Genomic DNA, 20,261 nt, shown 5'->3' with positions numbered 1-20,261 from the left:
TTAAGGATAAGAATAGCACGAATAGCATAAAAAATGCTTAAAAAAACTGTTTTGTCTTAAGCTGCATTTAAGATAGCTGCCGTAAATTCAGTGCATGGATTTCAAGGGAGGAACATTTTATGAAATTAAAAAAAGTCTTTCAAAGAAAAGAGACGAAATATCTATTAACTAAGGAGCAATTTCCAGCATTTCTTGGCGAGTTGCAGCAAAAAATGGCGATCGATGAATATGGGCAACACACGATTATGTCCTTGTATTACGATACCCAGGATTACCGCTTTATTCGTCATTCCATGGACAAACCGAAATACAAAGAAAAATTTCGGGTCCGTAGCTATGGGGTACCAACAGAACAACAGTTGATTTTTTTAGAGATCAAGAAGAAAGTCAGTGGCGTGGTCTACAAACGCCGCGTTCCGATGCCCTATGCTGACTATTGCCGCTGGATGCAAACGGGGGTCTTGCCGTCAATGGAGGAAGCCCCGCAAATCGCCGCGGAGATCCACTGGTTATTTAAGAAAAACCCGGACCTGCTGCCGAAAGTATTGATTGCCTATGATCGCCTGTCGCTGTTTGTTGATGATGATAGTGAATTTCGCGTGACGTTCGATCAAAACATTCGCTTTCGCACCTGTGATCTCATGTTAGGTTCTGGCAGTGACGGTGCGCTAGTCGCACCGGAAGTCGGAGTGTTGATGGAAGTCAAAGCCCTCGGCTCTTATCCAATATGGTTTGTGGAACTACTGAACAAATACAGTGTGCGCAAAGGCAGCTTTTCAAAGTATGCCCAAACCTATCAACGGCATTTATTCAAGAAGGAGGAACGGTTACATGTTATCTAGTCTATTTTCTGGCGATACGAGCACCCTTGAATGGCGTAGCTTATTGATCTGTATCGCCGCCTCATTGCTTTTAGGGTTATTAGTGGCAGCAATCCATATGATCCGCAATGTCTATACGAAAAACTTCGTCATTACCTTGGCAGTCTTACCGATTCTCGTTCAATCGGTGATCATGCTAGTCAACGGCAATCTTGGCACAGGGGTGGCGATCTTAGGCGCTTTCAGTTTGATTCGTTTCCGCTCGGTTCCCGGGGGTTCTAGAGAGATCACCAGCGTCTTTTGGTCGATGGGGATCGGTCTGGCAACTGGGATGGGGTATGTCGGCTATGTCGTCATTTTTTCCATTATCGTGGCGCTTTTCTTGACCCTTTTATATACGGTGCCCTTTGGCGATCGACAAGCTACGAGTGAACGGGAACTGAAGGTCACGATTCCGGAAGATTTGGATTATCCGCAATTATTCGATGATCTCTTTGAAAAATATACGCATTCTGCCAAACTGACATCGGTTCGAACGACGACGATGGGAAGCTTGTATGAATTGCGCTATCAGTTGCTGTTAAAAGACCAAGCGCAAGAAAAGCAAATCATTGATGAAGTTCGGGTTCGTAATGGCAATTTACCTGTTGTTTTAGGCAAGCTCACCGCTAACCGCGATGAGCTGTAGAAGGAGGAACCTTTTATGAAAAAACTCATTTATCCACTCTTGCTCTCATCGCTGCTCTTAGGCGCTTGCGGGCAAACCGATAGTACTAGTACGAGCAGCAGTTCCAGTTCCGCAGCAGCTGTTTCCGGTTCGGCCGCAGTGACCAACGTTTCAACGACCCTTGATGATTCTGTGGACTATTACGGTAGTTACGAAGAAGAAGATGTTGATGCTTCCTACGATGAGGCAACTGCTACGCAACTTGAATTGAATGGCAGCGACACGACGGCTGTTGATGGCGTTTCAGTGGAAGACCAAACCGTGACGATCACCCAAGCCGGCACCTATGTCGTCAGCGGGTCGTTAAGTAATGGGCAACTGGTTGTCAACGTCAACAAAGAAGAAAAAGTCCATCTGATCTTTGCCGGTGTCACGATCACCAATGAAGACGGGGCGGCCGTCGTCATCGAACAAGCAGAAAAAGTCATCACGACCTTAGCCAGTGATACGACGAATACTCTGACGGATGGCAGCAGCTACACCTTGGCAGAAGGCGAGACAGAACCAGATGCTGCCTTTTATAGTAAAGAAGATTTGTCCATCAATGGCGATGGGACGCTGGTGATCACAGGAAATTACAGCAACGGACTGCGCAGCAAAGATGATTTGGTTTTAGCAGGTGGTACGATTGAAATCACAGCGAAAAACAACGCCATCAAAGGAAAAGATTCCGTATCGATCTTGGCGGGGAACTACACACTGAACACCACTGAAGGAGATGGTATCCAAGCGAATAATACGGAAGATGAGGAAAAAGGCTACGTTGCGATCGATGGTGGTACTTTTTCGATCCAAAGTGGTCGTGACGGGATTCAAGCAGAAACAAATTTAAGCGTACAATCAGCTGATATTACGATCAAAACGGCTGATGGGGCACAAAGTCAGTCGCTAGTGACGGATGAAAGTTACAAAGGATTGAAAGCTGGCGGTGTGATGACCATCAGCAGTGGTACCTTTGCGATCGATAGTGCGGATGATAGCTTGCATGCCAATGATACGATCAACATTGCAGGTGGCACGATCACTGCCAGCAGTGGCGATGATGGGATCCACGCCGACAATGAATTGACGATCTCCGACGGAACGATTTCTATCGAAGAATCCTATGAGGGCTTAGAAGCAAGTGTAATCACGATTGCTGGTGGCACGACACACGTCGTGGCTAGCGATGACGGGATCAATGCCGGTGGTGGCAGTGATACGGATGAAACAACGGGACAATTTGGTCAAGACAGTTTTGGCGGCGGCCCTGGCGGTGGCGATACCGCGGATGACAGTAAACAGATCACGATCACTGGTGGAACGTTGGTCATTGATGCCGAAGGGGATGGCCTAGATAGTAATGGCAATGTCACCATGAGTGATGGCGTCGTCATCGTAAATGGTCCAACGACCGGAGGTAATGGTGCTTTGGACTATAACGGCACATTTGAACTCACCGGCGGCGTCTTGTTAGCGGCAGGCACGACCGATATGGCCATGAACGTTAGCGGTGGTAGTCAACAGTCGATCGGAATCAGTTTCGATCAAACCCAATCAGCAGAGACCCTAGTGACCTTAAAGGATAGTCAAGGACAGACGATCTTGTCTTATGCACCAAGCAAAAGCTACCAACACGTGGTTCTTTCTAGCCCAGATTTGACCGATAGCAGCTATACATTGGTCAGTGGGGGAACAAATGATGCACAAGCAGTCTCCGGTTATTATGCTGGCGGAACCCTTAGTGATGGGACAGAATTAGGAACATTGTCCGTCACGGATACGATCGCTAACTTGACCCAATCAGGTGCAACGGCGACAACCAATCAGATGGGCGGTGGTTTTGGTCGTTAGTTGAAGTTTCGCCAATCATCACCAAATGTTTATCCAAAAAATCAACAGATCGCAGGAAGCAGCTGCGGTCTGTTTCTATGATTCAAAAATCAGGAGATGGTTTAAGGTCAATTTAAGCTAGGATCCTTATAGTCGAAAGACAATAAATAGCTATTCAGGAGGAACAAAGATGAATTTTTTGAAACGAGGTCTTCAAAGTTTATGGGCGAAAAAAGGCCGGAGTCTGTTGCTGATCGCCGTATTTTCTGCAATCTTGATTTTTGTATTAGCGGGTTTGACGATTCGCAGTGCGGCATTGGTAGCGACTGAAAATGCTCAGAAAAGTGTTGGCGCAACTGTGACGTTGCAAGCAAACCGCGAGCAGGCTTTTCAGCAAAGAAGTTCTTCTTCTGACAGCGATGACCAAAGCACCCGACCAGATCCAGGGAGTTTTCAATCGACGCCCGTAGCGATCACTGATGCCCAAGCGATCGCTGATTTAGACGGGGTTGCTTCATATAGTTTTGAAGTCAGTACCTCGGCTGATGCCGTCAGCGGGATCGAACCGATCTCAAGCAGTGACTCCTCGACAGAGTCAGGAACAACCGATAGCAGCGAATCGGGGCAAATGGGCGGTATGCCAGGAGGTATGCCTGGTGGGAGTATGAGTACAGGTGATTTCCAAATCACTGGCGTATCAACCAGTGCAGCATATACGACTTTTTCGGAAGGAACAGCGACGATCACGGATGGAGCAGGCATTACTTCTGAGGATGAAGGTACGAACCAAGTCCTGATCGAATCCTCACTAGCTGAAGCGAATGATTTGGCGGTCGGAGATACGTTTTCGATCACTGATGCAGAGGACAATGAAGTAGAAGTGACCATCAAAGGGATCTATGAAACGAGTGAAGTTGGCAACAGCATGAGCCAAATGTTTAACTTTCTCAACCCAGCCAACACGATCTTTGCTTCTTATACCCTTGCCAATACGTTGAGCGGCAATGAGGACACCATTGATTCGGCAACCTATACCTTGAGTGATCCGTCTGAAATGACAGCATTCGTGGAAGAAGCAGAAGGGTTGATCGATACAGAAACCTACAGCATCCAAACCAACGATCAAATGTATCAATCGATGCTGACACCGTTGAATAATGTCGCTAGCTTTGCAAAAAATATTATTGTCTTAGTTGCTGCTGCCGGTATCATTATTTTGACGTTGATCGTGATGATGTCGATTCGGGAACGTCGCTATGAGATTGGCGTATTGCTCTCTTTAGGTGAGTCACGGGCCAAAGTGATTCTACAATTTTTCACAGAGATTTTTGTCTGTATGGTGTTTGCTTTAGGGATTGCGGCCGCTAGCGGCAATCTTGTCGGTAATGCTGTCGGAGAGCAATTATTGGCGCAACAAACGGAGACGACGACTGACCAAGCAGCCACTGAAAACGCTGGTCCTGGAGGCGGGGAGATGCCGCAAATGGGCGGCAATCGTGGCGGTTCTTTCCCATCCTTCACCCAATCAGCAGAAGTGGAGTCTTTAGAAATCACCGTTTCCCCTCAACAAATTGGTCTATTGGCATTACTCGGTCTAGGGATCAGTTTTGGCTCGATCTTACTCTCTTCCGCGGGCATTTTGCGGTTGAATCCGAAAAAAATCTTGGTTTCTTAGGAGGAACGACATGACATTACGAACAGAACAATTAGGCTATTGGTATCAAAGCGAAGCAGAAGCGCTGTTTCGTGGCGTTGATTTGACCTTTGAACCTGGCAAGATGTATGCGATCTTAGGTTCCAGCGGATCGGGGAAAACAACCTTCTTGTCGCTGATCACGGGCCTAGATACCCCGAAAGAAGGAAAGATCCTTTACAACGAAGAAACGTTAGCGAAAATCGGATTGCGGGAATATCGTCGCAAAGATGTTTCCATCGTGTTCCAAGCCTATAATCTACTGCCTTATATGTCGGCACTGGACAATGTGATCACAGCCATGGCGATCGCCAAGTCCCAGCAAGCCGATAAAAAGGCCTATGCTTTAGCCAACTTGGCCAAAGTTGGCATCACAGAAGAGCTGGCACTGAAAAAAGTGACCCAATTATCGGGTGGGCAACAGCAGCGGGTCGCTATCGTTCGCGCGTTGTGCTGTGAGCATGAGCTGATCGTAGCCGATGAACCGACTGGAAACTTGGATGAAACGACCTCCAAAGAAATCGTTAAACTGTTTCAAGAAATTGCCCATGAGCAAAAAAAATGTATCATCTTAGTGACCCATGAACAAGAAGTAGCAAAGGCTTGCGATGTCGTTTATGAGCTGAAGGAACGAGCCTTTTCTAAAGTTGATAGGTGAGCTTAACCGCTCGTTAGTGAAAGAAAGATCGTCATTCTAGTTCCCTCATTGAGCAAGACTGAAATGAAAATACCGCAAAGTCCGCTTGCATCTTCTAGGTGCTCCTCTTACAATAGAAGTAATTGTAAACGAAGAAATTTGTGAGAGGAGCAAGCAGATGCGGCTTTTTATTGACGGCGACGGTTCGCCAGTGAAAAATGAAGTGATTGAACTGGCTCAGCAGTATCAGCTGCCGGTAGTGATCGTGACCAGTGTCGATCATTATACGACCAAAGATTATCCTGCCCACGTTCACTTTGTCTATGTCGACAAAGGCTCGGATCGCGCGGATTATGAAATCGTGAAGGAAATAGAACCCGGCGATTTTCTCGTCACCCAAGATTATGGCTTAGCCTCGTTGGTCTTGCCAAAAAAAGCGCGGGTTTTTCACCATAACGGCACAGAGTATTTGCCAGAAACGATCGATTTTTTACTCGGACAACGCTACTTAGGTGCGCAGATGCGTAAAGCAGGCAAGCGCACAAAAGGACCGAAGCCTTTTACGAAAGAGGATCGGGAAGCCTTCAAACGAATCTTTGAAAACGAATTGCGACAGACCCTTGCAAAATAAGCACCCTCAAGACCCAGCTTCTGCATGAAACACGGGAATTGAAGGTGCTTATTTATTTCTTACGAAAACGATCATAGAAGTATTTACCAACTAAAGCCACAATCGCGAAAAATGCCAAGGTATATCCGAAGATCCCCATCTGATGGACGAAAGCTCCTTGTTGCGGACTAGCCACCACCAATAAAGAAGAACCAAGGATGACCGCAGCTAGAATAATACCGATCACCAGTCGATTGACCATCTGATCAAAGCGGTCCAATAGCTGTTTTTGTTCGCGGATTTCTAGATTCAACCGGTGTTTACCAGTCGCAAACGTGTCTAAGACAGCCAAGGTCCGATCAGGAAGATGGCTAAGTGCCCGCAAGCTTTTTGCGGTTGCCAAGGCGCTTTTTTTCACCTCATCTTCAATACTCAGCTGCTGTAGGAAATATTTTTGTGCAAAGGGCTGAGTGACTTCCATCATTGACAATTCGGGGTCTAAAGCTTTGATCACACCTTCCAAGGTGCCAAAAGCCTTGATCAGCAAGGTGATGTCTCGATGCATCTGCAGTTGGTTATCATGGCAGATTGTGATGACTTCCGCCATCACTTTTTGCAAGTCGATATCCTTTAGCGGCATATTATAGTAATTTTCAACAAATTTTTGTAGGTCTTGGTAGAAGGCGACTTCGTCAAAGGAACTGCCGCTGCTGTTGCACAACCGCAAGACAGCTTTACCGACTTCTTGGGTGTCTTGGGTATAAAGAGCAATCAACGCATCGGCTAAACGGCTGCGTAAAGACTGATCCAAATGTCCCATCATCCCAAAGTCCAAGAAAATCACTTGGTAAGGCGGCATGACCGCTTCTTCTTGCCATTTCAACGAATAATCGACACCGCCAAGGACACCGACACGCTGCTTGACCTGAAATGGTTTTGGTCGATTGGCTTGATCTGTGAAGACATGCAAGAACAGATTGCCAGGATGCGGATCAGCGTGAAAGAAGCCATCTTCAAAGACTTGCTTCATAAAGTTTTCGACTAATAGCGTGCCCACTTGTTTTTTCACTGCTTTCACGGACTGATTGTCATAAACGATGTCTTGATTGTTGCGGGTCAGTAAGCAGTTCAAGCTTTCACCAGCCATGTAATCCATGACTAATACTTTGTGAGTGCACCATTCGGGATAAACTTTTGGCAATGCCAATTGCGGGTCTTGGTGATTGTTGCGGTAGAATTCCTGTGCATTTTTCATCTCTTGCAAAAAATTCGTTTCATTGGCAAGGGATCGTCGGACTTCGCTTAGCACGCTTTTTAAATCCACTACATTGGCTTCTGGAATTGCGCGAACCAACGGCAGGGCTTTTTCAAAAAGATCGAGATCCACTTGGATCGCCGCAATGATCCCCGGATGCTGTACTTTGACGATCACTTCTTTGCCGCTGAGCAAGTTTGCTCGATGGGCTTGTCCGATGGAAGCTGAGGCGACTGGAATCTCATCAAAAGCGGAAAAAACTTCCGTTAACGGCTGCTGCAGTTCTGTTTCCAGTAGTGCTTTGACCTTGGGAAATGGATCGCTTTTGACATTGTCCTGTAGCTGCTTGAAGGCATCAACGAAAGTGCTGGAAAGCAGATCATTGCGGACCGAAAGCATCTGCCCGATTTTGATAAATGTTGGTCCTAATTCTTCAAACGCTTGACGCACCATTTCGGGGTGCTGCTGTTTGCTGATATTTTGAACGACTTTGTATTTCAAAAAGACTTGAACGATTTGTTTTAATCGTCCTTTTCTAGAAGGAGCGGTTTGTTCTGTCATAAGTCCCACCTCTTTAAACGTGCCGTGATATATTCATAGTACTGACAAAATGAAAAACATTCAACTAACGACTGTGTAAGCTTAAAGAAATTTCTGCAAGATTTAATGCCGGTTGGTCGATTTTGTGCTAAAATGTGGAAGACTTAGTTTGGTAGAATCAATGAATACAGGAGGAAATTCTTTTGAAAATCATTTTATTATACGGGGGACGCAGTGCAGAGCATGAGGTATCACTGTTATCCGCTTTTTCAGTTGTTAATGCTGTATATTATAATTACTACCAAGTTCAATTAGTAATGATCACCAAAGAAGGACGCTGGTTAAAAGGCCCATTATTGTCTGAGGCGCCAACGTCACCAGATACTTTGGCATTGACCAACGAAGAGACCAAAGGGGAAGAAATTTCACCTGGGGAAATCTATGAAGAAGACGCGATCGTCTTTCCATTGCTCCATGGACCAAACGGCGAAGACGGCACGATCCAAGGGTTTTTAGAAACCATCGGAATGCCTTATGTCGGAGCCGGTGTCTTGACTAGTGCCTGCGGGATGGACAAAATCATGACCAAGTACATCTTGCAAGCTGCGGGAATTCCGCAAGTTCCGTATGTACCAGTCTTGAAAAATGCGTGGAAAGAAAATCCGAAAAAGATTTTTGATCAATGCGAAGGCAGTCTCCTTTATCCGATGTTTGTCAAACCAGCCAACATGGGCTCAAGTGTCGGTATCTCGAAAGCAGAGAACCGCGAAGAACTGCAAAATGCGTTGCAAGAAGCGTATCGCTACGATACCCGAGCGATCGTTGAACAAGGAATCGAAGCTCGTGAGATCGAAGTCGCTGTTCTTGGAAACGAAGACGTGCGGACCACCATGCCGGGAGAAATCGTGAAAGATGTTGCCTTTTATGATTACAATTCCAAATACATTGACAACCGAATCGAGATGCAGATTCCTGCACAAATTCCCGAAGAAACACAAGCCAAAGCTCAAGAGTTTGCGAAAAAAGCCTATACAATGCTAGGCGGCAGCGGATTGAGCCGTTGTGATTTCTTTTTGACCAATAAAAATGAGCTCTTTTTAAATGAGCTGAACACGATGCCAGGGTTCACTGAATTCAGCATGTACCCACTGCTATGGGAGAAGACCGGCTTGCCTTATGGGGATTTGATTGAAGAATTGATCCAATTAGGGATGAATCGTTTCAATCAAAGACGTTCGTTCTTGACCAATGTAGAAGCAACAGAAAAAGAAGCAGAAAACGAAGCAGAATAAATAGCAGGAAGAAAGCCAGCTCAACTCAAGGAAAATACTTGAAGCGATCTTGTGCTTTCTTTTTTTAGGAAAAAGGAGCGAACCTGATGAATTTTACTGTAAAAGAAGCCGCTGCCGTATTTGGTCAGCAAATTGAAAATGAAACGCCACTTGCCTCTGTGGAATTCGACAGCCGTCTGATCAAAGAAAACAGTCTTTTTGTTCCCTTAGCGGGGACCCGTGACGGCCATGAATTTGCCCAACAAGCCAAAGACAATGGTGCGATCGCCACACTGTGGAGCCACCCTACGATCGAACCGCCGCAAGACATCCTTGTGATTCCTGTCACGGATACCGTCAAAGCGTTTCAACAATTGGCACGAGCGTATAAAGAAAAGCTTGCACCGAAAATCATCGGTATTACTGGAAGTAACGGGAAAACGACCACCAAAGATATGGTGGAAGCGGTCATGGCCCAAAAGTACCAGACCTATAAAACCCAAGGCAACCACAACAATGAACTAGGCGTGCCTTTGACTATCTTGCATGCGCCAGAAGATACCCAAGTGTTGATTTTAGAAATGGGAATGGATCATGCAGGTGAAATCGAAGTCCTTTCGCGCTTAGCAGAACCTGACGCTGCCGCTATCACGTTGATAGGCGAAGCCCACATTGAAAACTTAGGGTCCAGAGAAGGGATCGCCAAAGCGAAAATGGAGATCACCGCAGGATTGAAAAAAGACGGCTTCTTTATGATGCCAGCTGATGAACCATTGTTAGAGCCCTTTGTTCCCAATTTAACGCAGACCATTGAAACTTTTGGCTTAACTGAGGGAGATCTACAAGGAGACATCGTGGAGGAATCGCAAGATCAGACGATTTTTACGGTAGCAGGTACCACCTTTACCCTGCCGGTCTTAGGCGGCTATAATGTCAAAAATGCCTTGATCGCGATTGGGATAGGACGTCATTTTGGTGTAGCAGATGAAGCGATCAAGGAAGGCTTGGCGCATTTTCAATTGACGAAAAATCGGACCCAATGGGTGACTGCTGGTAATGGGGCAGCGATTTTGAGCGATATTTACAATGCCAATCCGACGGCCATGGGTCTTGTATTGGATAGCTTCCGCAAATTGCCTTTAGCAGGACGACGGATCGCCGTATTGGCAGATATGCTTGAATTAGGACCAGATTCTGCACAAATGCACGAGCAGATGGCCGCACACTTAGACGACTCGTTCCAACTAGTTTTTCTTTATGGCAAAGAAATGCAAGCATTGCAAAAACGACTAGCTCAGTCACCACTTGCTGATAAGGTGCGCTATTTTGCGATCGATGAAAAACCACAGCTGATCGCCTCCTTAATAGAAACTTTAGAACCTTCCGATAGCCTAGTGATCAAAGGCAGCAATGGCATGGGCCTGAGTGAAGTCGTTGATGCACTAAAAGGAATGTAAAAGGGAGTTGAAATCTTGCTGAAACTTTCAAAGCGTGTTATACTTATCTAACGCCGAAAGATGAAGCACAGAATGATTACTGTAAAAAACATTGACGTTTTGAGATAAAATGATGGCTGAGACAAACAACACTTGTTTTAGCCTTTTATAATGCCTTCGTGAAGCGGTTTTTCGGTACCAAGAGAAAGATAAGAGTAAATGGGACTACTCTTGTGTTTCTGAAGAACTAACCTACGCTTCGATGATAGAAAAACAGGCATCGAAAAGATGACCAGCCTAGGAGGATCCATTTGAAATTTAAAGATCTAGAATTATCCAACGAATTATTGACTTCTGTTGAGCGTGCCGGCTTTGAAGAAGCAACACCCATCCAAGAAGCAACGATTCCATTAGCCTTAGCAGGCAAAGACGTGATCGGTCAAGCACAGACCGGTACTGGTAAAACCGCCGCATTTGGTTTGCCAATGTTAGAAAAAATTGACCCAACGAACCATCAACTACAAGGATTAGTGATTGCCCCAACCCGTGAATTAGCGATCCAAACCCAAGAAGAATTGTACCGTCTTGGTAAAGACAAAAAAATTCGTGTACAAGCAGTTTACGGTGGAGCCGATATCGGCCGTCAAATCCGTCAACTAAAAGATCGTCCCCATATCGTAGTTGGTACGCCAGGACGTATGTTAGACCATATCAACCGCCACACCTTGAAATTAGGCACCGTTGAAACACTTGTATTAGATGAAGCAGACGAAATGTTGAACATGGGCTTCTTGGAAGATATTGAAAAAATCATCAGCCAAGTTCCAGATGTTCGTCAAACGTTGCTATTTTCAGCAACAATGCCGCCAGCAATCAAAAATATCGGCGTGAAATTCATGAAAGAGCCTGAACATGTACAGATCAAAGCCAAAGAAATGACCGCTGATTTGATTGATCAATACTATGTTCGTTCAAAAGATTACGAAAAATTTGATATCATGACTCGCTTATTGGATGTGCAAACACCAGAATTGACCATCGTTTTCGGTCGTACGAAACGTCGTGTCGATGAATTGGCGCGCGGCTTAGAAGCCCGCGGCTATAAAGCAGAAGGCATTCATGGAGACCTTTCTCAACAAAAACGGATGAGCGTTTTGCGTTCATTCAAGAGTGGTCAACTAGATATCTTAGTTGCCACAGACGTTGCAGCTCGTGGATTGGATATCTCTGGCGTGACACACGTATATAACTACGATATTCCTCAAGACCCTGAAAGCTATGTTCACCGGATCGGACGTACTGGCCGTGCTGGAAAAGGCGGAATGTCTGTGACTTTCGTTACACCAAACGAAATGAGCTATCTGCACGTCATTGAAAACTTAACGAAAAAACGGATGACACCAATGCGCCCACCGACCGAAAAAGAAGCATTCAAAGGTCAACTAGGTGCCGCAATCGAATCTGTTGAAACCAAATTGGATGAAAATGGTTTGGATAAATACTTGCAAGCAGCCGACGATCTATTAGAACGTTATTCTGCACAAGATTTAGCAGCATTGCTTCTAAAAACCATGGCGAAAGATCCTGCTGATTTAGCACCAGTCAAGATCACACCAGAGCGTCCATTGCCTCAAGGGAAAAAATCATTCAACAAAAATGGTCGTCGCAGCAATAACAGCAATGGCGGCAATCGTAACCGCAAAGAAAACGGTGGGAACCGTGGCGGCGGCAACGGCAATAAAGCCCGCGGTAACTATTCAAAAGATGGTGCCCGTAAAAACAATCGCCGCAGCAACGACAAAAAACGCGGTTTCGTTATCAGAAATAACCAAGACTAATTGTTTTTTTGAATTACAATAAGAATGAGCTTTTTATTAAAAGAACATGAATGGCGAGCTTCGCTCACTTCATGTTCTTTTTTTATGTTAAAAATTACAAGATTTCTATTAATAGAAATATAGATAAATTAGATAGTTTTTATTTATATTTTTATGTTAGCTTCGTTGCTAAAGTTGTTGTTGACATAATTATGAAAGCGTTATATATTATTTTTAATGATATGACGTCATAACATTTAAAAATTCTTGGAGGAAAACAGATGGATGAATTGGGGATTATGCTTTTAGAGTTGATGGGTGGTTCTGGTAATATTTCTAGTCTGACTCATTGTGCCACAAGATTAAGACCAACATTCAAAGATAGAAGTAAAGTTGATGCTGAGGGAATCGAGAATTTAGCTGAAGTCATAGGGATCGTAGACAACGATAAAAGTTTTCAAATCATTATAGGAACAAATGTAGGGGAAGTTTATGAAGCAGTACGAGCACATATGAGTAATCATTCAGAATTGGAAAGTGGAGAAACAGGGAATGAAAGTTTGATCAACCGATTTGTTTCGTTAGTAGTCAGTATCTTTTCTCCATTATTGCCGCTTCTCGCTGGTGCGGGTCTTTTAAGAGGATTTACTATCTTAGCAAATGAACTAGGAATATTGAGTGTAGAGAGTGACACGAATACTTTGCTAACTCTAGCTGCAACATCGGTATTTTATTTTTTCCCATTGCTAGTAGCTATCACTTCTGCTAAGAAATTCAAAACCAGTGCATATATCGCTATTGCTGTTTTAGGGGTACTGATTATGCCGGATTTTGTAGCGATGATGAATGATCAACCAGGAACAATCATTCAATTCATGGGTATGCCGATTCGATTATTTAGCTATACAGGACAAGTGATTCCATCAATTATTCTTGTTTGGCTTCAATCAAAAATGGAGTTCTTTCTAAAGAAAGTAATTCCGCAAAGTTTGCATATGGTTGTTATACCGACCATACTTTTGTTTTTATTAGTACCGATTGCAGCCGGTATTATTGGACCAATTGGAAATTATGCTAGTCTATTTATTGCCGATGTTGTTGGGAGACTAACAGCGATAAACAGCATTGTTACTGGAGCAATTATTGGAGGCATTTGGAATATTTTGATTATGTTTGGATTCCATTGGGCTCCTAATACGATGATCATTATTCCTGAAATTGCTGCGACAGGTACTTCTGCTCTTATTGCTTATGGCGCCAACGCAAATTTTGGGATGGCCGGTGCTGCGTTAGCTATTTTTATTATGACTAAGAATAAAGATTTAAAAAATTTTTCTGTGTCGGCTATTACTTCTGTTTTTCTATCTGGAATAGTCGAACCAGCGATCTATGGTATTGGAGTGAAGTATAAGACGCCATTAGCGGCAGGATGTATCGGTGCAGCGATTGGTGGTGCTTTTATGGGTGCTTTTGATGTTATTGGGAATGCGTTTGTATTTGGGGGACTGACAACGATCCCTGCATTTGCTGGACCTACCTTATGGGCATACTTAGTTGGTTTACTGCTATCGTTTATTGGTGGACTTGTCTTAACTTTTGTGTTTGGGGTCAAAGGACTTGAATAAGTAAAATGGATGGGAGAATTGATTACATGATTGAGAGGATTTTAGGATCTTTAACAATGGCAGCGATTGGAGACGCAATGGGGGCTGCGACAGAAAATCTGCCTTTTGATGAAATTCGGTTAAAATTTGCTGGACCATTGGAAAAGCTAGTTGAACCCGGCAAAACAGCATTCGCATATGGAAATAAGGCAGGTGAAGTCACTGATGATTTTTCACAAATATATTTAATCTGTCAAAATATTCTTAAGAACCAAGGAATGATTGACCGAGATATTATAAAGAAAAGTATTATTGAATGGTCTGATATTCCGCATTATTTTAATCGTTTTGCTGGACCTACAACAAGAAGTGCGATTGAAATGTACAAAAATGATTTATCGGAAATAAAAGCACTTCCTGGGGCAGTAACAGTAGATTATGCTTCTAAAGCTACAAATGGTTCCGCAATGAAGATTTCTCCGGCGGGACTATTTCATCCAGGTGACTATGAAAAGGCTTTAGAAGATGCTATTATAATTACAAAAGTCACCCATGATAATTCATTGTCAATCTCAGGTGCTTGTGCGGTTGCCCTAAGTGTGTCGGAATCATTGAAGGAAAGTGCTACAATGGATAGTGTGATTGAAGCTGGCTTATTAGGTGCAAAACTCGGAGAAGAACAAGGAAAAAAATATTCTAAGCATGTTCCAGGACCAAGTGTTTATCGAAGAATACAGCTTGCTTTAGATATAGCGAATGGCAGTGGTGAAAAAGTTGATAAGTTGTTGAAACTTTATGAAGTTGTTGGGAGTGGACTTCATGTTTCAGAAGCGGTTCCCTGTGCGTATGGAATCGTAGCCCTAAATAAGGAAACGCCCTATCAAGCAACGATCGATGCTGTAAATATCGGCTATGACACCGATACGATTGCTACAATCGTCGGTTCTATGACAGGTGCGCTCGTATCAGTAGATGAGACGGTCAAGAGTAAATTATCAGTGATAGAAAAAGCGAATGAAATGGACATAAGAGGGTTAGCCTCTAATATTGCAGAAATAGTGAAATGAGAGTAGGTCAGGGATAATTTGAGTAATAATAGTAATTCTAAATATTATCAAATCTATGAAGAATTGAAAAAAAGCATCATTGCAAAGAAATATGTGGAAAATGATTTTTTTCCAACTGAAGTTGATTTGCAAAAAAAATATGGTGTTAGCAGAATAACGATTCGTTCCGCACTGCAACTGTTAGAATCGGATGGATACATCAAAAAGGTTCCTGGATTGGGAACAATCGTCAACAGCAATAAGCGAACATTACAATTGAATCGCTTGATAAGTTTTAATGATGAGCATAGTGAGCATATTACTTCATCTAAGCTAGTTGATTTTAGAAGAGAACCTGCACCTGAAAAAGTAAGGTTACAGTTAAAATTATCTCCAATGGAAGAAGTTTATGTGAATGAACGGATACGAATCATTGATGATGAGAATATCGGTTTTCAGCGTGTATATGTGCCGAAAAATTATATAGAGTTGAATGAAGAGGACTTTAATTCTCCAGAAGCTTCACTCTATAAAATTTTTGAAGATAAATCTATTCTGATCGAAAGTGCTACCGAAATTATTGAGTCTATCGTAGCAGATGATGTACTGGCTGATCATTTAAAGATCAAAACGGGAGAACCATTGTTGTATATAACTAGAAATACAATCGATGATAAAAATAGAAATATCGAATATGCGGAAATTTATTATCGGGCTGATAGATATAGATATGAAATTCAATTGAATAGATAGAGTAATATTTATAATATGAATGCTTAGCATTATCCCCGTCTTTCTTTTCTATGATTTTATTTAGAAAATAGAGAACGAATGATTAGGCCCAATTCAATCAAATGTTCCATTTGATTGAATTGGCTTTTTTGAGTTCTTTTAGCTAAAGCAACTTAATTAAATAGTAGTAGAAGGGATAATAATGCGGTAAATATTTTTTTAATGTTCATTTATTGCAAAAATTTTCGAATCGTCGAAAAATATGATTTAACTGAATCTTTCTTTTTTAAATCTTAATCTCCGTATAAACTCGTCAGATTTGAATGGTAATTCGCCATTTTTTTGGTAGAATGGTAACTAGCTAAACAAGGGCCAATTCCAATTTGGAAACCCCTATCTTAAGTAAAGGTAGCGAGAAGGATGATCAAAGGAATCGGGATCGATGCAGTCGAGCTGCCTCGAATGAAAGAATTAATTGAAAAAAAACCGCAGTTTATAACGCGTATTTTAACAGAGAAGGAAGCAAAATTATTTGCCCGTTTGCCCCTGAAACGTCAAGTTGAGTTCCTCGGGGGGCGCTATGCCTGCAAAGAAGCGTTCTCGAAAGCTTGGGGGACAGGGATCGGCAAAGTTTCTTTTCACGATATTGAAGTCTTGACCAATGAATTCGGTGCACCGATCGTCACCAAAGCACCGCACCCTTTAGAAAAAATTTTTGTCAGTATCACTCATACAAACGATACTGCCTTTGCACAAATTATCTTAGAAGTATCGGATAGCGAGTAATCTGAGTGGAGTTCGTCACTTGGTGAAGAAAATTACGATACTTTATGGACGAACAGACGACTACATAAAACCAACTTAATTTGTTTGTCTGATCAAGCACTAGTAGAAAGAAGGAACTGGAAATGGTGGTTGCTTACCATAGACCAACGAAAGCGATTATTGACACAACAGCGATTACCGAAAACATCAAAAACGAGATTGCTCACTTACCAAGTGAGACGTTTCTTTTTGCGGTAGTCAAAGCTAACGGGTACGGACACGGAGCGGTACAAACGGCTCAAGCAGCCAAAGAAGGCGGCGCAGTAGGTTTTTGCGTTGCGACGATTGATGAAGCGATCGAATTGCGAGAAGCAGGGATCAATGAGCCGCTACTGATTTTAGGAGTTGTGAACGTGCATGACATTCCCTTACTTGCGGAATACGATTTTTCTTTTCCAGTCGCTTCGATGGACTGGTTGGTAGAAGCTGATACTTATTTAAAGGAAAATCCTATAAAGACATCCCTTAAAGTACATGTCAAAGTGGATACCGGCATGGGGAGAATCGGCTTTTTGACCCCAGAAGAAGTGCGTCAAGCCGTTCTTTGGTTGGAAGATCATCCCTCTTTTGATTGGGAAGGAATCTTTACCCATTTCTCTACAGCCGATCAAGCTGATACGACTTATTGGGAAACCCAGCACCAGCGATTTAAAGAAGTCTTAACTGTTTTGCCTTATTTGCCGACATATATACATACAGGCAATAGTGCGACCTCCTTGTGGCACAAAGAGGCTGTTGGGAATATGGTCCGTTTTGGGATCGCGATGTATGGATTGAATCCGTCAGGTCATACATTGAAGGAACCATTCTCCTTAAAACCAGCCCTTTCACTTGTTTCTGAACTGATCCAAGTGAAATTACTTGAAAAAGGAGCGGGGATTGGCTATGGTGAGACATATATCACGCCCCGTCAGGAATGGATCGGCACCGTGCCTATCGGTTATGCGGATGGCTGGTTACGAAAAATGCAAGGATTCTCGATCTTAGTAGAAGGCGAACCTTGTGAAATCGTCGGTCGGGTGTGTATGGATCAACTGATGATTCGTTTGCCACGAGCTTTTGCTGTCGGTACAACGGTCACGTTGATTGGTGAGAATCATGGGAAACGAATTACGATGCAGGATGTTGCAGACCAGTTAGAAACGATTCACTATGAAGTAGCGTGCACCCTCTCAGCAAGGGTTCCGCGAGAATATAAAAGTTAGGGTGGTCCTATGGTAAAAAGGGGAGATATTTATTTTGCCGATCTTTCACCAGTCGTTGGATCGGAGCAAGGCGGAATACGGCCGGTCTTGATCATTCAAAATGACTTGGGCAATCACTTCAGTCCCACCGTGATCATTGCGGCGATCACGGCAAAAATGGCGAAGCCGAAATTACCAACCCACATTGGGATTTCCGCTTCTTGCACAGGGATTGGCAAAGACTCCGTCATTTTGATGGAACAGATCCGCACGATCGACAAAAGTCGGTTGAAAGAAAAGGTTTGTCATTTAGACGATAAAGTGATGTGTGAAGTCGATGCTGCTTTGATGATCAGTATTGGTGTGGAGCCGACCTTTGCCACATCAACGATCGAGGTGTAAAACAGCAATGGGGTATTTATTTTTAATAGCAGTTGTCATTTTATTGATTCTCTTTACTTATAAACATATTCGCCGTTTTCTTTCAGAAACCAAAAAGCGCAATGAAACCATGGAACAAGGGTATTACCTTGTGAGTCATACATATGAAGAGAAACGGGAACAGACCTATTATTATGGCGTTTTTCAACAAGGAGACAAAGAACTAATATTAGAAATGTCACTCCAGCTTTATTTACAGCTACAGCCACCGCAACGGGGGATGTTGACCGCAAAAGAAGGCCGAGTCCTTTCTTTTGAAGGGTGATCTTGTCAATAAAGCAACGCTCATGGGGAAAGAGCCGAAATAAGCAGGAAAGAACCGCTCTATTTTGTTCATAGGAGTAGGTTCGGCTCCTGCTTTTTTTGTGCATGTCTTTGTGAGAGTGTTTCTATGGATAAATGAACCGTTAAACGGAATAAAGGAGACCTTTAAAAAAGAGCAATGCAACAAAAAATTGCTGCTGAAAGACTGAGAGGAAGGGACAAGGCACGGTTGCTTTTCACAAAGAATTCAGTTATAGTATGTAGCGACTAGTTTGAAAAGAGGGAAAAAAGTGAACCCATCGATTTATGGACTTACCAAATCAGATTTATCTTTGTGGATAACTGAACAAAATGAAAAGAAATTCCGGGCTAACCAAGTGTGGGAGTGGCTCTATGAAAAACGAGTAACTACCTTTGAAGAAATGACCAATCTACCGAAGCCTTTGATTGAGAAACTGTCGGCAGCCTTTGTGATCAATCCCCTGAAACAGATGGTGGTACAAGAAGCCAGTGACGGGACCGTCAAATATTTATTCCAATTGCCAGACAATCACATGATTGAAACGGTCTTGATGCGTCAAGAATATGGCATGTCCGTTTGTGTGACGACCCAAGTCGGCTGCAACATCGGCTGTACCTTTTGTGCTAGTGGGTTATTAAAGAAACAACGAGACTTAACGGCAGGCGAGATCGTGGCTCAAATCATGTTAGTGCAACACTATTTTGATGAACGCAACGAGGGAGAACGAGTCTCTCACGTAGTCGTCATGGGGATCGGCGAACCTTTTGATAACTATGACAATGTGATGCATTTCTTACAGATTATCAACGACCCGAAAGGCTTAGCGATCGGCGCGCGGCATATTACCGTGTCAACCAGCGGCTTAGCGCATAAAATCAGAGAGTTTGCGGAAAACGGCTTGCAAGTGAACTTGGCCATTTCGCTGCATGCCCCAAATAACGAAGTCAGAACCTCTATGATGCGGATCAATCGGAGCTTCCCAATTGAAAAACTGATGGCAGCGGTCGATTATTATTTAGAAAAAACCAATCGCCGCATCACGTTTGAGTATATCATGCTGGATCATGTCAACGACCGACCGGAACATGCCCGTCAGTTGGCAGCATTATTGAAGGATAAAAAGAAATTGTCTTACGTCAACTTGATTCCTTATAACCCAGTGAGTGAACATGACCAATATGCTCGAAGTAAAAAAGCCGATGTGTTAGCTTTTTATGACATTTTAAAGAAAAACGGCATCAACTGTGTGATTCGTAAAGAACATGGGACAGATATCGACGCAGCTTGCGGACAGCTGCGAAGCAAACAAATGAAAAAAGAAGCCTCTGCTTCTTAAACATGTAAAATAAAAGAAGGACTGCACAAGCGCAGTTCTTCTTTTTGTTTTTTATTATCTAAACATTTAAAAAACGCCTTGAAGAAAGCGTATTCCCGCAAAGAAAATTCAAAAAATATTGTTTTACAAGAAAAAAATAGATTATACTAAAGGCTGGTATTCATTAAAAATAACTTATCGTGAAAGGA

The 20,261-nt window shown here is 43.2% G+C and carries 18 protein-coding genes; 17 read left to right on the top strand and 1 reads right to left on the bottom strand.

What is annotated here, in order from left to right:
* Nucleotides 1–119: 119 nt before the first annotated feature.
* The 6 genes from ENLAB_RS06475 (at nt 120) to ENLAB_RS06450 (ending at nt 6,321) form a co-directional block, all read left to right on the top strand.
* On the top strand, nt 120–842 hold the full coding sequence (locus ENLAB_RS06475) for a polyphosphate polymerase domain-containing protein (protein WP_077452282.1): 723 nt from the start codon (nt 120–122) through the stop codon (nt 840–842).
* A complete protein-coding gene (locus tag ENLAB_RS06470) occupies nt 832–1,509 on the top strand; it encodes a DUF4956 domain-containing protein (RefSeq protein ID WP_140965376.1) in 678 nt (225 codons plus the stop codon). The genes ENLAB_RS06475 and ENLAB_RS06470 overlap by 11 nt, the downstream gene beginning before the upstream one ends.
* A 15-nt stretch (nt 1,510–1,524) precedes the next feature.
* On the top strand, nt 1,525–3,381 hold the full coding sequence (locus ENLAB_RS06465) for a carbohydrate-binding domain-containing protein (RefSeq protein ID WP_244353152.1): 1,857 nt from the start codon (nt 1,525–1,527) through the stop codon (nt 3,379–3,381).
* A gap of 169 nt (nt 3,382–3,550) precedes the next feature.
* Nucleotides 3,551–5,035: an ABC transporter permease gene (locus ENLAB_RS06460; RefSeq protein WP_244353143.1), complete on the top strand. Its 1,485-nt coding sequence runs from the start codon at nt 3,551–3,553 to the stop codon at nt 5,033–5,035.
* A gap of 10 nt (nt 5,036–5,045) precedes the next feature.
* Complete coding sequence (locus ENLAB_RS06455) at nt 5,046–5,711, top strand: ABC transporter ATP-binding protein (protein WP_081117782.1); 666 nt, start codon at nt 5,046–5,048, stop codon at nt 5,709–5,711.
* A 157-nt stretch (nt 5,712–5,868) separates the two neighbouring features.
* The gene (locus ENLAB_RS06450) at nt 5,869–6,321 is read left to right on the top strand and encodes a YaiI/YqxD family protein (RefSeq protein ID WP_015510428.1); all 453 of its coding nucleotides are present in this window, start codon (nt 5,869–5,871) and stop codon (nt 6,319–6,321) included.
* Nucleotides 6,322–6,373: 52 nt separating this feature from the next.
* Here the strand turns inward: ENLAB_RS06450 and ENLAB_RS06445 are convergent, their stop codons facing one another.
* Complete coding sequence (locus ENLAB_RS06445) at nt 6,374–8,116, bottom strand: ABC1 kinase family protein (RefSeq protein ID WP_244353141.1); 1,743 nt, start codon at nt 8,114–8,116, stop codon at nt 6,374–6,376.
* A 182-nt stretch (nt 8,117–8,298) separates the two neighbouring features.
* Here ENLAB_RS06445 and ENLAB_RS06440 point away from each other — a divergent pair, with 182 nt between their 5' ends.
* The 11 genes from ENLAB_RS06440 (at nt 8,299) to rlmN (ending at nt 20,073) form a co-directional block, all read left to right on the top strand.
* Entirely contained in the window at nt 8,299–9,387 is a 1,089-nt protein-coding gene (locus ENLAB_RS06440) for a D-alanine--D-alanine ligase (RefSeq protein ID WP_244353139.1), read from the top strand.
* An 86-nt stretch (nt 9,388–9,473) separates the two neighbouring features.
* The gene (locus tag ENLAB_RS06435) at nt 9,474–10,823 is read left to right on the top strand and encodes a UDP-N-acetylmuramoyl-tripeptide--D-alanyl-D-alanine ligase (RefSeq protein WP_086291641.1); all 1,350 of its coding nucleotides are present in this window, start codon (nt 9,474–9,476) and stop codon (nt 10,821–10,823) included.
* A gap of 290 nt (nt 10,824–11,113) precedes the next feature.
* On the top strand, nt 11,114–12,640 hold the full coding sequence (gene cshA, locus ENLAB_RS06430; protein ID WP_077452275.1) for a degradosome RNA helicase CshA: 1,527 nt from the start codon (nt 11,114–11,116) through the stop codon (nt 12,638–12,640).
* Nucleotides 12,641–12,900: 260 nt separating this feature from the next.
* On the top strand, nt 12,901–14,244 hold the full coding sequence (locus tag ENLAB_RS06425; RefSeq protein ID WP_096741772.1) for a PTS transporter subunit EIIC: 1,344 nt from the start codon (nt 12,901–12,903) through the stop codon (nt 14,242–14,244).
* A gap of 5 nt (nt 14,245–14,249) precedes the next feature.
* Complete coding sequence (locus ENLAB_RS06420) at nt 14,250–15,290, top strand: ADP-ribosylglycohydrolase family protein (protein ID WP_096741771.1); 1,041 nt, start codon at nt 14,250–14,252, stop codon at nt 15,288–15,290.
* An 18-nt stretch (nt 15,291–15,308) separates the two neighbouring features.
* Nucleotides 15,309–16,022 (top strand): GntR family transcriptional regulator, encoded by a 714-nt coding sequence (locus tag ENLAB_RS06415; protein WP_096741770.1) that lies wholly within the window; start codon nt 15,309–15,311, stop codon nt 16,020–16,022.
* A 399-nt stretch (nt 16,023–16,421) separates the two neighbouring features.
* A complete protein-coding gene (acpS, locus tag ENLAB_RS06410) occupies nt 16,422–16,787 on the top strand; it encodes a holo-ACP synthase (RefSeq protein ID WP_077452274.1) in 366 nt (121 codons plus the stop codon).
* 122 nt (nt 16,788–16,909) lie between these two features.
* Nucleotides 16,910–18,031: an alanine racemase gene (alr, locus tag ENLAB_RS06405; protein ID WP_086291642.1), complete on the top strand. Its 1,122-nt coding sequence runs from the start codon at nt 16,910–16,912 to the stop codon at nt 18,029–18,031.
* A gap of 9 nt (nt 18,032–18,040) precedes the next feature.
* Nucleotides 18,041–18,412: a type II toxin-antitoxin system PemK/MazF family toxin gene (locus ENLAB_RS06400; RefSeq protein ID WP_005227961.1), complete on the top strand. Its 372-nt coding sequence runs from the start codon at nt 18,041–18,043 to the stop codon at nt 18,410–18,412.
* 7 nt (nt 18,413–18,419) lie between these two features.
* The gene (locus tag ENLAB_RS06395; RefSeq protein ID WP_077452272.1) at nt 18,420–18,716 is read left to right on the top strand and encodes a hypothetical protein; all 297 of its coding nucleotides are present in this window, start codon (nt 18,420–18,422) and stop codon (nt 18,714–18,716) included.
* Nucleotides 18,717–19,005: 289 nt separating this feature from the next.
* Nucleotides 19,006–20,073, top strand: coding sequence for a dual-specificity RNA methyltransferase RlmN (rlmN, locus tag ENLAB_RS06390; RefSeq protein WP_244353136.1), 1,068 nt, complete (start codon nt 19,006–19,008; stop codon nt 20,071–20,073).
* Nucleotides 20,074–20,261: the final 188 nt, after the last annotated feature.

Source organism: Enterococcus innesii (assembly GCF_022846515.1).
Taxonomy (GTDB): domain Bacteria; phylum Bacillota; class Bacilli; order Lactobacillales; family Enterococcaceae; genus Enterococcus_D; species Enterococcus_D innesii.
The sequence above is the reverse complement of the archived record's forward strand: the minus strand, read 5'-3'. Positions and strand labels throughout refer to the sequence as shown.